Below are 15,792 nucleotides of genomic sequence, written 5' to 3'. Positions count from 1 at the left end.
ATGTTGTTCATCACTTTTTTTATTGCAGCCTTTTAATTCCTGATAAAATTTATTGAGCATACGCGCAGTAGGTTAACCCACTGCATTTACTGTTTTACAAAAGTCCTTTTTAGTTTTTCATCACCTGTGCTCAATATCAGTGTGTACAGGCCATTCTGCAGGTTTTCTATAAGCAAATTATAATTTAACAATCCGGGTTCAAGCATCTCCATCTTGCACTGTGTTCCCTTTGAATCGTACACTTCGAGTATTGCCTTTTGTAGTAAAACATGGTTCCACGTAATTGATAACGATGATTGTGCAGGGTTTGGCGAAATAGACAATGCTCCAAAAACACTTGCGTTTTCTCCAATTGCGGTTGCTATTAAGTCGCTCGCACTTGCACAGTCATTTGTATCGGTTATGATAACATAATAGGGTCCATTTTGCGTATAGTAATAATAAGGCAAGGTTGCATTTGGTATAGGCTGACCATTAAAATACCATTGGTAGGTAACTCCTGACGAGCTATACATAGTATCGTTACTTACCGTTATGGTCGGCTTTGGAGGATTAGCAACCACGTTAATAAATGCATTTTTAATTGCTACACTTTGCCCATTGGCATTGGTAGCTGTTAACGTAACCGTATACGTTCCATAATTATTAAAACAAATGTTAGTAGGATTTTGCAAAACCGAAGTATCGGGTTGCGCGCCCGTAAATTGCCAATACCATGTAGTTGGGCTGTTAAGCGACATATCATTAAAATCGATACACGATTTTTCGCAAAGGATGGTATCGCTGCTGCTAAAGTTTGCAATGGGTGCCGCACTTTGTGGTGCACATGCAATGTAACATGCGGTATCAATTTCAAATTTCCAAACATCGTTAAAGTTTAATCCACCATAAATAAAAAATCGCCCAAGCGAATCGATAAATGCGAGGCCACCTCCACGCCCGGGAGGATAGCTTAGCGGACTTGCCACACCTTTGGTTCCCCAAATACCGGTACCTGCGGCAGGCCCACGTACGTAACTAAACTTTGCAGAGTCGGGATAATAGATCCAGACATCGCTACAATTGCCGCTTCCCCCGCTTGTCCATCCACCAAAAATCCAAAAATTACCACATGCATCTGTTGCACACGCTTTATTTTCGTTGCGGCAGTATGGCGTAAAAGTATTGGTGAGGGCGCAACTTGCAGGAGGCGCTGATATTTGGTTTACATTGCTGCTGCCTGCAACCCATGTCCAGTTGTTGGTAAGGCTGTTATATTCCCACAAGTCGCTAAACATTCCATTAGCTCCTGAGCCTCCGAAAAAATAAAATTTCAACTTATCGGCCGATATGCTTTTTTGGTAACAATTTCTGGCACGAGGCAAGTTAGTTGTTGCCGAAACGCCTTTCGTTCCATAGCTGAACAGGGTGCTGTTATTAATCGTATCTCCTTTCATCCATGTCCATTCATTGGTATTGTGATTATATCGGAACAAATCATTTTGTGGACCGCCAATTCCTACCTGCCCACCAAACACCCATAAATCGCCAAACGCATCTACCCAGCTTGCGTTACACTCAGTACGCACACCCGGTTCATTAGTTGTGCTTGGTACTCCCTGCACACCATACACCGGAAACTTTTGACTAAAACTGCCACGCATATAGGTCCACTCAAGTGTTGCTGTATCAAGTCGGAACATATCACTACCACCGGCAAGACCACCCATTACCCAAAATCCACCATTTTGATCGACCCAAGTTACAGAGCCTATTTGTCTTTTGCCGGGCGAGTTAAATGGCGATGGCACTCCCATCGCTCCAAAAACAATGGCATTACTATACCTCTTTCTCATTCTCCATAAATTGGTATACGGATTATATTGCCACAAGGCAACCGAATCCCAATTTACATCACCATCCATTACCCACAAACACTTGTCCTTATCTTGCCAGTAACTTGCCTCGTAGCGCATACCGGGCACATTGGCGGGGTCATAGGTATCGTAAGTAGCATATACATCTGCAGTGGTTAATGTTGAATTACCATGTACCCATGTCCATATACCTCCCTGCGAGTAGCATAGTAGGCAAGTGAACATAGCACCCATAAATAGAATAGATTTTCTCATGATTGATAAACTTTAATTTTTGAATAGCTAAATGTAGAAAAATTATCGCTGATGATTACTATGAAATAGAAATTTGTAAGATTTTCCTTTTTACCTTGCACAAAAAAACATTTATATGTTATCCAAAGTCACGCTTGATTTTCTTGTTAAGTTAAAGAAAAATAATAATCGCGAATGGTTTGAAAAAAACAAACCCACGTTTTTATTAATGAAGTCGGAAGTAGAATCACTTATGGAAGAAGTGCTTAAGGCATGCTCCAAAACTGATGCTTCGTTAAAAGATATTGATTCGAAAAAAACCGTGTTTCGTATATACCGCGATGTTCGTTTTAGTAAAGATAAATCGCCTTACAAATCACATATGGGTGCCATTATAAGCAAGGGTGGCAAGGAAAACAAAACTACAGGATTTTATATACATATTGAACCCGGAGGTTCATTTATGGCCGCAGGTGCGTGGCAACCAGATGCTCCACTGCTAAAAAAAATAAGACAGGAAATAGATTACAATACAACTGATTTCAAAAAAATTATCGCAAATAAAAAATTCCAAAATTATTGGGGCGAGCTTGAAAATCATCGCTTAAGCAATCCTCCTAAGGGTTACGATAAATCACATCCTGATATTGAGTTGCTAAAGTTAACCTCATATATTTTTTCTCACAAGATTAATGATGCTCAACTTACCGGTAAAACACTTGTTAAAGAAATTGCTGACGGGTACAAGATTATCACTCCCTTTTTACAATTCATTAATACCGCATTGGAATAGTTTTAATTGGTGAACAAAAAAAATTATTACTTACTAATTTGCTTGTTGTTTTGTAGCGTTATCCTGCAAGGACAATCCCTATCGAGCGTACTAAAAAAACGCCCATCGGTATATGGTGGATTTGAGTCGCGCAATAGTTTCGTACAAGGAGCAACAGCTGACCTTTCAGGGCTCAAGGTGGGCTTATCTTTTGATAATACGATTAAATTCTCTTTTGCCAGGTATAAGTTGATCTCCGATATCGTAGAAGTAAAAAAAGTAAGACTCGCTAATCTGCAGGATACCTTGGTACGTGCTAATTTACAACTATTGTATTACGCTCCCGGTGTTGAATATATAATTTATAAAAAAGACCCCTGGCAGGTTTCGATACCTGTTGAAATTGGAATTGGCAAATCATACTTTACTTACTTTGTAAGTAAAGGAAAAAAAGACCGCGCTTTTGAAAGTGGAATATTGTTGATAGAGCCTGGCATAAGCGGGCATTATAAAGTAATGCGGTGGGTAGGCGTAGGATTTGGCATTGGCTACAGGGCCATGTTAAAAAACAATCCCGATATAGATACACGCGTAAGCAACTTTACGTTCTCGATAGGTGTAAAATTATTTTTTAGCGAGATTATCGACAGTATTTGGCCTCGCGAAATAAAAGTAAGTAAATAAAAAAGCCGCTCAGTTGGAGCGGCCTTTTTTATATTATATTACCTAATAACTATTGCTTAAAGGTTAATGAGTTTACCACCGTTCCTTTGCTTCCATTCATCTTATAAATTACACCAATCAATTTCAGGTGATCTTTTTTCCAAGCTGAATTAATTGCAAACTTATGTGTTGTGCTGAACTTTTGTCCTGCCGTAACTGCAATACTATTGTTAAGCTTGGCACCTGTGTAGGTAGTAGCATTACATGCGCGAGCAAGATTGCGGTGCTCATAGTTGCTAACAACACCAGTACCTGTAGATTGCGAGGCAATAATTTCATCCTCTACTACATACAAAGCCAGGCGGAAATCGCCACTAGCCTGCGCAGTAAAAAACTTAACTGTTGACTCGGCAACAATGGTATCTCCAACAATTGACATTCCCAGGTTAAGACCGGCATCCACCGTGCCTGTGGCAAATGCATCTGCCTTCGTTTTTACCCAATTTACATTATAAGATATGGTAGCTGAAACACCACCACCGCCAAACATTTCGGTTTCGTTTACAAAAAATGTTGGTACTCCTGAAACATTAAATGCAGAATTCATGCTATTATACGGTGTGCCAAAATTCATGCTGCTAGGTTGAGAAGAGCCATAAACTTTCATTAAAGAAATTTTCGAGTTCTCTAACACAATACAACTGTCAAAACTTGGGCCGCCATAGCTTCCGCAAGGAGGGCACCATGTTTCAGAAAAATCAAATAAAATGGCACGTTTCTTTTGTTCAATTGCAATCATGCTTAATGGAACCGAAACTGCACGCGAAGTACTATTAGTACAGCTACTCTCAGAACCAGTAATTGTTAGCGACACATTCTTGGTACCGCTTTTGGTAAATGCCTTAACAACACTTGCACCGCTGCCGGTAGTTCCATCACCAAAATTCCATGCATAAGCAGTTACATCACCCGATGAGGTGCTCGTAAATGTTACTTTGCCATTAATAGAATCGTACGTAGTAGAAAAGCCGGCAGTTATTTCGCATTTGTCTTTTTTACGACATGCAGATAATACCAGCATAAACATTGCTGAGTAAAGAAGAATTTTTTTCATTAATATTTTGCTTTAAAAATTAAGACTGCTAAGTAATAAATAATTCACTCAAAACCATAGTTTTTAAAAAAATAAAGGTTGTACAAGTTAATGCAGGGTTAGACGTATATTTACAGCAAAAGTTTCATGGTGCACATTTTACTTACTACGCTTAATGCCAAATATATTCATACCAATCTGGCTATTAGGCTGCTATATCAGCTAAACAGGCATTATAAGGGTCTGGAATGGAAGGAATATGCAATCAAATTACCTGTAGATGAAATTGCTGAAGCTTGTAAGCACTACGACCTGGTAGCCTTTAGCTGTTATATTTGGAATATTACCCAAACACTGGAGGTTGCTGCCAAGCTTAAGAAACTTAACCCGGCCATAAAAATACTATTGGGTGGCCCAGAGGTTAGCTATGAATTTAATGCTGTTTTGTTACGACCTTGCATTGATTATATCATAGTAGGAGAAGGCGAAATTCCTTTTTCGCTGTTTCTAAAAAATCAACTCAACCCGGAAAATATTCCCGGACTGGCTTATAAAAAAAACGAAGAAATAGTTTTTTTTCCGGAGTCAACCATTTTTGATTTATGTAACTATGACCATATACTTCCATATCAATATGATGATATGGAGGCATTAAAACATAAAATACTTTATATTGAAACATCGCGTGGGTGTCCTTACAAATGCGAATTTTGCCTGGCAAGCCTTGACAATAAAGTTCGCCAACTATCAATGGATAGTATTAAGCGTAACCTCCTCTTCCTGATGGAGCATGGCCGGGTGATAAAATTTCTTGACCGAACGTTTAACGTTAAAAAAGATTTTACTATTGAGATTTTTAAATTTATTCTTGACCATAGAAAGCCCGGCAATATTTTTCAATTTGAAATTACGGCAGATATTGTACACCCCGAAATAATCGAATTTATAAATGCTCAAGTACCACCGGGTGTGTTTCGTTTTGAAATAGGCATACAAACCGTGAATCAAAAAGCAAACCTTGCGGTTAGCCGCAAGCAAAATTTTGAAAAGACCAAAACAGTAATCCTGCAATTGCAGGATAAAATAGAGATGCACCTTGACTTGATAGTTGGTTTGCCACATGACTATTGGGAAGATATAAAGCACAGCATTAATGAGGTGATGGCAATACAACCACCTGAACTGCAATTGGGATTTTTAAAATTTTTAAAAGGCACACCGGTGCGCATGAAAGCTACTGAGCATGGTTTTGCCTTTGATGAAAATCCCCCTTACCAATTAATAGAAAGTAACTTCTTGTCGAAAAACGAATTGTTACAATTAACCCAGCTTGAGCATGCACTCGAAATATACTGGAATAAGAAAAGGGCGATTAATACATTAAAATATGTTTGCAAAAACTATGATGTTTTTGATTTTTTGCTTGGATTAGGAAAGCTGTTTGTATCACAACTTGGAAATCATGGTCATCAATTAGGGGATATTTATAAGGTTCTAAATGACTTTGTTTTTGCCTATAACGACAACATACTGCATCAACTTGTTGCAATAGATTATTACCTAAATCATAAAGTGCGACCTGGTGCAGCCTATGGAAATTTTGCTGACAAGCAAAATCAAGAAAGAATAATAAACGAACAGAAACTGAACGTACATCGTTACCGTTACATCTTTCTGCAACTTGATTTTAACTTCGTGATTTATAAAACTGAAAACAGAACAGATACAGAAGGAGAAATTATAATTCTCAAATTTGATGGGAAAGGTTATCCTGAAGTAATTTCTACAAAGGCAGAAGCAATATTGCCTATTGCAAGCAACAATTAAAACTTGCTATTACTATTTCCTACTCCGTACTCGCTGAGCAGATAAATTAATGACGCCAATGCAGCAGCACCTAAATGCAACTCGCGTTTATTAACTTTATCAAAAGTATCGGCCGCGGTATGATGCAAATCGAAGTATCGCTGCGAGTCGGGTGATAAACCAATCATGAGGGTTCCCTGATCACGCAAATGATTGATATCGGCACCACCACCCTCTCCTTCCCAATCATAAAGTTGGTATTTTGGAAAAAGTTCTTTCCACAATCGCACTTGATGTGCTTTGATGCTATCATTACTAAACGTGAAGCCGAGTGGTGTAAAGCCACCTGCATCGGTTTCAATGGCTGCTATATTTTTTTCTTTATTCAGTTTAGCAAGTTCTGCGTACTTGGCTCCACCGCGCCCACCATTCTCTTCATTCATAAAGAGTACACAGCGTATGGTACGCTTCGGATTCAGTGTTAATGCCCTAAATATTCGCAATGCTTCTATTGATTGTACCACCCCGGCACCATCATCATGTGCTCCATGACCAACATCCCATGAGTCGAGGTGACCACCAACTACAATTATCTCATCCGGAAATTCGCTTCCTCTTATTTCGCCAATTACATTGTATGATTTTACATCGGGTTGCATTTCGCAATTTTGCTCAAAAAAGAATTGCACATCTTCGTCAGGTTGCTTATCATGCATGGCGGCTTCTAACCTATCTGCTGCAAGGGTGCTTATGGCACAAGCCGGAATTTTTTCAACATCTTCTTCGTATCCCATGCTTCCGGTATGTGGGTAATCATCGGTACTTGAGCCTACACTGCGCACCACAACTCCCAGTGCCCCTTTTTTTGCAGCTGTGGCAGCTCCTGCCCAGCGCTGCCCAACACAATGTCCATAGCTTACAAAAGTGCGTATGTTCTTTTGATCCATTTTACCATTAATAAACACAATACGACCGCGGCACTCAGCCATGCCTGCATTTTTCAACTCATCCAGGCTGTTAAACATTACCACAGGCGCTTTGAGCCCTCCTGCTGGGGTTGCAATGCTTCCTCCCAAAGCCAGAATGGCGCATGGTTGCTTTTCTGTATCGGTTACCATATACGCTGTCTCGCTCTTGCCGCGCACCCAATGTGGTACCATGCATTCTTGTTTAAATACACGGTCGAACGTTTGTTGCTGCATCAAGCTATCAGCCCATGCTACTGCCTTGGCAGCTTGTGGCGATCCGCTTATACGATGGCCAATATCATAACATAGCTGGCTCAGCCAGTCATATGCTTTGCCATTTACAAGAGCTTCGTTATAGATACTTCTTATTACAGAAGAATCCTTGACTTGCGCCTGTATGTTACTTGATAAAAAGAGGAATATAATGATGAGGTATTTCTTAAGCATTGAATTTTTATTTTGATGGATAAAGGTAAAATTTAAAATCTAAAAACAAGAAAGTCATTAACGTTTCCTTATGAACTAATACGATTTACCTGCAACTGTATATAAATGCAAATTGAGTTGTTATGCTATCATATTGGATATGATAGCTGGAGCAACCAACATGAATATTTTAATCAACCTAAAAAATAATGCAATTGCCTTATCCCTTTGCAATAGCATTGTTTACCATGGCTAATATTTCACCTTCAAGAATTGCCACTTGCTTTTCGGCTTCAGTAGCCTTTGTAAACATCTCTTGTTTAAATGTTTCATCTTTCAATGTGGCAGCATTAATTTTCACATTAAGCACAGCACCCATCACGGCAGCACGAGCGCACAGTGCACCAACACCTGCATCGCTTACACTGTTTTGATTTCCATTTGCAGCAACATGTTTCAATAAAGGAAAACATTGCAAAGCTGCGTTCATGGTTTGATACGGAATCAAAGTAGCGTATTTGGTGGCTGCTTGTATTGCTTGGGTTCGGGCCTTTCTTTCTTCATCCGTATTCTTAGGAAGTTTAAAGGCATTCATTATTCCATTAAAAGCAGCAGTGTCTTCGTTTACCAAGTGTAATAATTGATTTTTTAATTCTTGTCCCTTCGCTGCCCAATCAGAAAATTCCTTCCATCTATCTTCCCAACCTGACTTGGATGCCGACAGATTTGCAACCATTGCTCCTAATGCAGCACCTAACGCACCACAATAAGCACTTATGCTGCCACCACCCGGGGCAGGTGACTCCGATGCGGTTTCGTCAGCAAATCGTTCGAGGGTCATGCCTATTAACGGTAACGTTATACCATCCTGCATTACATATTCAATAATTTTTTTCTTAGGGTCGAAAGGTGCCAGTTCATCAAGTCCCATTGACTTTACTGCTATGTGTATGAGTTCGCTATTGCTTACTCCACTCGATAGTTTTTGCTTTTCGAGAAAATATTTTCCTGCATCGAGCATGGCACTTAGTGGAACCAGGCCCACCAATTCGCTTCCCGTAACACGATACCCACGCTTGTATGCACTTTCAGCACATTCATCAAAAACCTTATGCAAGGGAGTTTCTTTAAACTGAGTAATATTGATAGAAACTTGTGCAATACCATACTCCTCTATATACCATCCTATTGCTTTCACTCCCTTTAAGGTTCCGGGAATACGTATTTCATTCCCATTGGCATCCATCACCTTGTTGCCTTGCTCATCCTTTTTTATTCGTCCCGCTTCTCGTATATCAAATGCAATGCTATTAGCTCTTTTTACTGACTTCGAATTTATATTTACATTATAGGCAATTAAAAAATCACGCGCACCAATTACTGTTGCACCATGCTTTGGCGGCAATCTATCAGGGCCAAAATCAGGCTTCCATTCCGGTAATTTTATTTTTTCGGCAAATCCTTCGTATTCGCCTGATCGTATTATCGATAAATTGCTTCGCAATTTATCTGGCTGTGCTTCTTCGTAAAGATATACAGGGATGTGTAACTCATTGCCTACACGTTCTGCTAATTTCTTACTCCATGCAGCAGTATCTTCCAAGGTAATATTTGATACAGGGATAAAAGGGCAAACATCGGTGGCTCCCATGCGCGGGTGTTCACCTTTGTGTGAGGTCATATCTATTAATTCTGCGGCCCTGGCAATTCCCCTAAAAGCTGCTTCGACCACAGCCTTAGGCTCGCCTACAAAAGTAACCACGGTACGATTGGTGGCTTTTCCTGGATCTACATCCAAAAGTTTGATTCCTTCAACACTTTCTATTGCGCTGGTTATCTCTTTTATAGTTGCAAGGTTATTTCCTTCACTAAAATTGGGTACACATTCGATAAGCTGTTTCATTTTCAAAAAATAAAAATTAAGGCCACAAAGAAAAAGGAAATTATCAGTTGGTGGGCGAAACTTTAATGCAAAAAAAAACCTCTGCAATTGCAGAGGCTTTTAATTTATTGTTTGCTAAAATTACTTAACAATCATTTTGTTTGTAACCTGACCATCGCCCATTTTAACTACGTAGTAGTAAACACCGGCAAGCAAGTTAGTTGCATCTAAGGTAAGCGTGTGATTTCCAGCATTCATTCTCTCATACGTTTTAGTAGAAACTACACTTCCTAACATATTGGTAATTTCAACAGTTACATCACCCGTAGTTTTTGTTGATAATGTAAATGTAGAAACTCCACTGAATGGGTTTGGCATATTTTGCGAAACGCTAAAACGAGTTTGGCTCTTAATTTCGTTTATACCAACCAGATCAGAAACTGGTATAGAAGCAACAACGATATCGTTAAGATTAGCAGAAGGGTCGTTATTAGCAATATCGCATGCACCTGCAGCCAACGAGTGGCCAGGAGCATAGTCACGCTGATAAACCATATAAACGTTGGCATCAACCATAGTAGATAAAGAAGGGAATGCGCCTTCAGATAAACTTGAATCAACAAAACCAGAGTTGGTCATTACATTATAGCCTATACCCCAAGTCATTCCACCATCAGAAGAAGATGAAATGAATGTTTGATAATGCGATTTTTTGTATAAGGTAGTATCAGCTAATTCATTGATAGCCTGATATCCTAAGAATACATTGCTACCAGAAACAGCCAACGTAGGAATACATGCAAGACCCATGTTACCGTAGCGACCCCAGTTTAAGTCATTGGCATCGCAGCTTGCATCTAATTCAGTAGCTGCATCAATGAAACCATTACCATTCCAATCATCTGACTGCGCAGCTAAAACTGGTGCAGACATTCCTTCTTTCCAATAGTTGATACCATTTGTACTTAAGAAAACATTGAAAGAAGTATTACCTGGAGTTGGATCATCATCTAAAATACGCATTAACCCCCAAGCTACATGTACCATACCACTTCCATCAATAACGCAATGAACATCGCCACCTGTTGATAATACCGTATCAGCTACGCCATCACCGTTAGTATCGCTAATGCCACCATCAGGATTGAAATATCCTTGTGTTCCAAAGTTAGAAGTCAAAATAGTTTTTACCCAAGTGTCGCCATTGTCAGTAGACTTAAACAGAACGATATCGGTATTAGGGTCACCAACTACAACGGCTACGGTAGTGCCACTTGCAGCAATATAATAATTATCGCCACCAAATAGGGCTGGGTAACTAGCATCATCAAGTCCTGGTATTTGAGTTCTTAAAACTCCCCAAGTAGCACCTTCGTCTGTAGAGCGAGAATAAACAATACCACCACCAACGTTGGCAACATCATTTTTATTTACAATAAAGTGGATAGTTTTTCCATCAGTTCCACCTACAGCAACACGTGCCCATGTATCAGAGTTTGGTCCACCAGTATTGTCAATTTCAGCCCAAGTACCACTTCCTTTTGTAGGACGGCTGCAATTAAGAACGCTAGTAGTAGTGCTTGAGTGAGCCATGCTTCCTTCCATACCAGTTGAAGTAGTGTAAAGGTTAACAAATCCAGTACGGCTTGCTGGCTCAATGCGGGCTGTTGGCGCTGCACCCCAGGCCGAACCATCCCAATAATTGTAACCTGTACCACGTTGAGCACTGGCACCACCATCAGGTATGATTGTCCAAGTAACATTCATGGTTCCATCGCTGTGCTTCATGATGCGTGGATAGGAAGTTGCATTGGTTTGCAAATCATAATCGGTATTACCGGCTATAGCTTCTGTAACAGCAAACACTCCAGGGGCATAGCCACCACCCTTAGGCACATTAATCGTGTTTGGATTTTGACTTTGATAAGGAGCCTGATTGTCAGAAGGCTTAATTGCAGGCATTACCTTATGTGCCTTAATTGGTAACGCCACTGGCGTACCTTGTTTAACTTGTGCATTGGCAAATAATACGATGCCAGATGCAATTAATGTAAGTACTTGTTTTTTCATCTTTTTTAAATAAATGTTATGAATTTGAGATTTGTTCCAAAAGTATTGCATTTTTTGGAATTCAAAAAACCACTCGTGTTAATTTTACATTTTTTATACCTTTTATAGGCTAACAGCCTATAATTCAGGGTGAAAATATGATGCTAGAGGTCATTGGCCTTTGTTTACTTAGTAATTTCTTAGAAAATTATGTTTACCAAACTCTTTCTTGATTCATGAATTAAACTAATTCATGAAACAATTAATAGACCTGGGCGATGTAATCTATAATCGGCAGATTAAGTTTTTAGCATATCTTCGTACGCGTTTTTTTAATGCTAATTAATATCAATATAAGATTTCATAATATAATTGCCTTGTTGGCTATTATGTGTTTAGCATCAATACAAGGCTACTCACAAAATGCGAGAAGTGTTACTGGCATGGTGGTAGATGCAAAAAGTGACTCACCTATTCCATTTTGTGCAATTGCTCTAGTAAATAATGATAACAAAATTGAAAAATCGGTTGTGGCTGATGAGACCGGTAAATTTCAAATTTTTCATCGGCTTGAAAATTTTCGACTTGTAATAAAAGCCCTTGGCTATGTTACCGACACGTCAAAAACAATTCAAGCTTTGGCAGTTGGCGTTACCGATGCCGGTAAGTTTTCTTTAATGCCAACCAATGTTAATCTGAAAGAAGTAGAAGTTTCGGGCGATAAAAATTATGCGCAGGTGAGCCTTGATCGTAAGGTGTTTAATGTAGGCAAAGATATTACAGCAACAGGTGGAACGCTTGCCGATGTACTGAAACAAATTCCGGGGCTTGCCATTAACGAAGACAACCGAATGAATATGCGTGGTAGTGATAATATGCAAATATTAGTAGATGGCCGCAACTCGGCAATGCTTAGTGGAGAAAATCAAAATGCCATGGATCAGATTCCGGCAGCTGCAATTGAACGCATCGAAATCATTACCAATCCATCGTCACAGTTTGAAGCCTCAGGAAATGCAGGTATCATTAATATTGTAATGAAAAAGAATATGGAGCGTGGCTTAAATGGTTCGGCATCGTTAAGTGCAGGAACGCGCGAAAAATATACCGCTGCTTTTAATATTAATTATCTGGTAAATGGCATTAATTTTTTTACCTCGTATAATTATCGCAATGCACGAAATTTAACAATAGGCGATTTGCAGCGTTCAGCATTATTGCCCGATACCATCTTTTACCTTGACCAGCAAAATTATTTCATACAGCAAAACAGGGCACATACCATTCGTGCCGGAATAGACTGTAACCTTAACAAAACTACAGCATTTAATTTTTCGATTACTGCCAATCCATCTGTTCAACAAAAAAGTGAAGACTTCGCATACTATAATAGTGACAACAATCAGATTCTTAATAATTATCAAATACGCAGTAACGATATAGATGAAAATCGTTTTTCATACGATGCAACTATCGGACTGAAAAAAACTTTTAAAAATAAAAATCAAACACTAAGTGCCGATGCCATCTATAGTCGCAATACAAACCTCAATACCACCTTTGCCAGTGTTGACCTGTATGATGCTGATGGAACCGCACAACCACTCAACAGCGGTAATCAACTATTTCAGTTTGGAGTAAACAACTATTCGATAAACGCTCAAAGCGATTACAGCGTGCAGCTTACAAGCAATATAAAGTTTGACGCAGGCGTCAAATACATTATGCGTAATTTGTCAAATGACCTGACACAGGCCAGCGATTTTATTTTTAACGGGCAGGCACCCTATACCTTAACTAACGATTTCAATTTTATTGAAAATGTAAATGCTGTTTATGCTATGTTAATGCTTACGGATAAAAAACTTTCGGTGCAGGCAGGCTTGCGTGATGAACATACACAAAATCGCTTTAAGCGCTCAGACGAAACCATTCCTGGCAGAACATTCAATAACCTCTTTCCATCGTTATTTATAAGGTATAAATCAACTCCCAAGAGCGAATGGGGTGTGAGTTACAGCAAGCGGATACAACGACCGAGTGGCGATCAGCAAAATCCCTTTGTTGACTTTAGCGACCCGCAAAACCTTCGTGTAGGCAATCCACGGTTGATGCCGGAGTTGACACATTCTTTCGAACTATCGCAACGAAATTTGCTTAACCGATTGAATATAACCACCACCTTATACGTTCGTATTACCAATAATAACATTCAACGTTTTCGCAAAATTGATGAACAGGGTAACTCCATCATGACATTTGTAAATGCCAACCAAAGGCGCGATGGTGGATTCGAATTCAGCATCAGTGGTGAGCTTAAAAAATGGTGGAACATAAATTTTTCGTCCAACATTTTTTATACCGAGATCAATGCCGGCAATATTGAAAAAAATCTGGGCCAAAACGGACCGGGCTGGGTAATTCGCATGAGCAACAATTTAAAGTTACCAAAAGAATACGTCTTTCAATTGAATGGCTCGTACACCGGCCCCATGCGCGGTGCACAGGGCATGTTGCGTTCCAATTGGGCAATAGACGCAGGCGCCCGCAAAGAATGGAAACGTGGCAAGTACGGAGTGGCACTTAATGTTTCTGATATTTTTGACACCCGCATTTTTAGAGTAATCAATGAAGGGCAAAATTTTCTGTTCGAATTTTCGCGAAAACGTGATACAAGAATTATAACCGGAACATTAAGCATTCGATTTGGAAAAATGGATATGAAAAAAATGAAACAACAAGAACGTCAAAACCAGGATCGCAATCAGCAAGAAATGGAATTTTAATTATCAGCATGATATCAACTCAAGAAGCGCCTTTTACTATTTATAAACTAAGCAACGGCTTACGTGTAATACATCAACATACAGAACAGGGAAGTATAGCACATTGCGGCATTTTAATGCCTGCCGGAACACGCAACGAAACCAAAAGCAAAGAAGGGCTCGCACATTTTCTGGAACACGTATTGTTTAAAGGAACAAAAAAACGCAGTGCGCTTCAAATCATTAACCGCCTCGAGGTTCATGGTGGAGAATTAAACGCCTATACCTCCAAAGAAGAAACATGCATACATGCTTCGGTACAAAAAAATCAGTTGCCACAAGCATTGGAACTAATAAGCGATATCCTGTTCAATTCTATTTTTCCAAAACAGGAAATTGAAAAAGAAAAGGATGTGGTGTTGGAAGAAATTCGCATGTATATGGATAACCCTGCCGAACAAGTGAACGATGATTTTGAAGCGATGCTGTTTCGCAATCACACCATGGGACATCCTATATTGGGAACCATAGAGAGTGTAAAATCTTTTTCTCGCAAAGATGTGCTCGATTTTATTAGCAGGCATTACCACCCGCAACAAATGGTATTAAGCATAACGGGCAATATTGATATAAGCCAGTATCAATTATTGATTGAGAAATGTTTTTGCCGCAAGCAAACCATTCAGTTAAATGGAAAAATATATCCATTTAAGCGTAATAGACCATTTAAGGTAACGGCTACCCGCCCTACCGAACAGGCCCACATAGTGATAGGCAATGCCGCTTACTCGCTGCACCACAAACATAGGCTACATCTGCTGTTGCTTACCAACATACTTGGTGGCCCGGCCATGAACTCGTTACTTAATATAGAAGTGCGCGAAAAACGCGGCCTCACCTATGGTATTGAGGCAAATTATATTGCCTATAGCGATACTGGTATATTCAATATCTACTTTGGAACCGAACCTGGACTGAAAGAAAAAACAACGGCAGTAGTTTTTCAGGTGTTGCAATCGCTTTGCAGCAAACCTATTAGCGACATTAAATTAAAACAAGCAAAGAATCAACTAATAGGCCAAATGCTGATGGCTCAGGAACATCGCGCAGGGGTGATGTTGGCTATTGGCCGCACTCTATTAAATTTCAGTAAAGTAGAAAAACTTGAAACTATTTTCGAAAAAATAAATTCGATTTCTGCTGCCGAATTACGTAAGGTAGCAAATGATATTTTTGCAAAAAACAAACTCAGCATACTGGAATATCTTCCTGAATAAA

The 15,792-nt window shown here is 39.5% G+C and carries 10 protein-coding genes; 5 read left to right on the top strand and 5 right to left on the bottom strand.

Translation table 11 applies throughout. The annotated features are described in order from the left end of the window. Positions 1 to 86: 86 nt before the first annotated feature. A complete protein-coding gene (locus IPO27_17625) occupies positions 87 to 2,111 on the bottom strand; it encodes a hypothetical protein (protein ID MBK8848252.1) in 2,025 nt (674 codons plus the stop codon). Between the two features lie 115 nt (positions 2,112 to 2,226). Between IPO27_17625 and IPO27_17620 the strand changes: the two genes are divergently transcribed. Both IPO27_17620 and IPO27_17615 read left to right on the top strand, forming a co-directional pair. Next, entirely contained in the window at positions 2,227 to 2,883 is a 657-nt protein-coding gene (locus IPO27_17620; protein MBK8848251.1) for a DUF2461 domain-containing protein, read from the top strand. 9 nt (positions 2,884 to 2,892) lie between these two features. Next, complete coding sequence (locus IPO27_17615) at positions 2,893 to 3,546, top strand: hypothetical protein (protein ID MBK8848250.1); 654 nt, start codon at positions 2,893 to 2,895, stop codon at positions 3,544 to 3,546. A 49-nt stretch (positions 3,547 to 3,595) separates the two neighbouring features. On the opposite strand, the gene IPO27_17610 is transcribed toward IPO27_17615, so the two are convergent. Next, the gene (locus tag IPO27_17610) at positions 3,596 to 4,639 is read right to left on the bottom strand and encodes an Omp28-related outer membrane protein (protein MBK8848249.1); all 1,044 of its coding nucleotides are present in this window, start codon (positions 4,637 to 4,639) and stop codon (positions 3,596 to 3,598) included. A gap of 126 nt (positions 4,640 to 4,765) precedes the next feature. Here IPO27_17610 and IPO27_17605 point away from each other — a divergent pair, with 126 nt between their 5' ends. Continuing rightward, complete coding sequence (locus IPO27_17605) at positions 4,766 to 6,445, top strand: DUF4080 domain-containing protein (GenBank protein MBK8848248.1); 1,680 nt, start codon at positions 4,766 to 4,768, stop codon at positions 6,443 to 6,445. Here IPO27_17605 and IPO27_17600 read toward each other — a convergent pair. The 3 genes from IPO27_17600 to IPO27_17590 form a co-directional block, all read right to left on the bottom strand. Next, a complete protein-coding gene (locus tag IPO27_17600; GenBank protein MBK8848247.1) occupies positions 6,442 to 7,839 on the bottom strand; it encodes a M20/M25/M40 family metallo-hydrolase in 1,398 nt (465 codons plus the stop codon). The genes IPO27_17605 and IPO27_17600 overlap by 4 nt on opposite strands. Positions 7,840 to 8,038: 199 nt before the next feature. Further along, positions 8,039 to 9,721 carry a glutamate formimidoyltransferase gene (gene ftcD / locus IPO27_17595; GenBank protein MBK8848246.1) on the bottom strand — a complete coding sequence of 561 codons (1,683 nt, stop codon included), beginning with the start codon at positions 9,719 to 9,721 and terminating at the stop codon, positions 8,039 to 8,041. 120 nt (positions 9,722 to 9,841) lie between these two features. After that, positions 9,842 to 11,770 (bottom strand): T9SS type A sorting domain-containing protein, encoded by a 1,929-nt coding sequence (locus IPO27_17590; GenBank protein MBK8848245.1) that lies wholly within the window; start codon positions 11,768 to 11,770, stop codon positions 9,842 to 9,844. A 368-nt stretch (positions 11,771 to 12,138) separates the two neighbouring features. Here IPO27_17590 and IPO27_17585 point away from each other — a divergent pair, with 368 nt between their 5' ends. Together IPO27_17585 and IPO27_17580 are read left to right on the top strand one after the other, a co-directional pair. Beyond that, positions 12,139 to 14,535 (top strand): TonB-dependent receptor, encoded by a 2,397-nt coding sequence (locus IPO27_17585; GenBank protein ID MBK8848244.1) that lies wholly within the window; start codon positions 12,139 to 12,141, stop codon positions 14,533 to 14,535. 8 nt (positions 14,536 to 14,543) lie between these two features. Continuing rightward, on the top strand, positions 14,544 to 15,791 hold the full coding sequence (locus IPO27_17580; protein MBK8848243.1) for an insulinase family protein: 1,248 nt from the start codon (positions 14,544 to 14,546) through the stop codon (positions 15,789 to 15,791). The last annotated feature ends 1 nt before the right edge of the window (position 15,792 follow it).

The organism is Bacteroidota bacterium, from assembly GCA_016714535.1.
Taxonomy (GTDB): domain Bacteria; phylum Bacteroidota; class Bacteroidia; order AKYH767-A; family OLB10; genus JADKFV01.
This window is presented reverse-complemented; position numbering and strand designations above follow the sequence as displayed.

What these genes read in the sequence shown, in the direction of transcription:
- IPO27_17620 (MBK8848251.1), top strand. Translation starts at nt 2,227, where the DNA reads ATGTTATCCAAAGTCACGCTTGATTTTCTTGTTAAGTTAAAGAAAAAT.
- IPO27_17585 (MBK8848244.1), top strand. Translation starts at nt 12,139, where the DNA reads ATGTGTTTAGCATCAATACAAGGCTACTCACAAAATGCGAGAAGTGTT.
- ftcD (MBK8848246.1), bottom strand. Translation starts at nt 9,721, where the DNA reads ATGAAACAGCTTATCGAATGTGTACCCAATTTTAGTGAAGGAAATAAC.
- IPO27_17625 (MBK8848252.1), bottom strand. Translation starts at nt 2,111, where the DNA reads ATGAGAAAATCTATTCTATTTATGGGTGCTATGTTCACTTGCCTACTA.
- IPO27_17610 (MBK8848249.1), bottom strand. Translation starts at nt 4,639, where the DNA reads ATGAAAAAAATTCTTCTTTACTCAGCAATGTTTATGCTGGTATTATCT.
- IPO27_17590 (MBK8848245.1), bottom strand. Translation starts at nt 11,770, where the DNA reads ATGAAAAAACAAGTACTTACATTAATTGCATCTGGCATCGTATTATTT.
- IPO27_17605 (MBK8848248.1), top strand. Translation starts at nt 4,766, where the DNA reads ATGGTGCACATTTTACTTACTACGCTTAATGCCAAATATATTCATACC.
- IPO27_17580 (MBK8848243.1), top strand. Translation starts at nt 14,544, where the DNA reads ATGATATCAACTCAAGAAGCGCCTTTTACTATTTATAAACTAAGCAAC.
- IPO27_17600 (MBK8848247.1), bottom strand. Translation starts at nt 7,839, where the DNA reads ATGCTTAAGAAATACCTCATCATTATATTCCTCTTTTTATCAAGTAAC.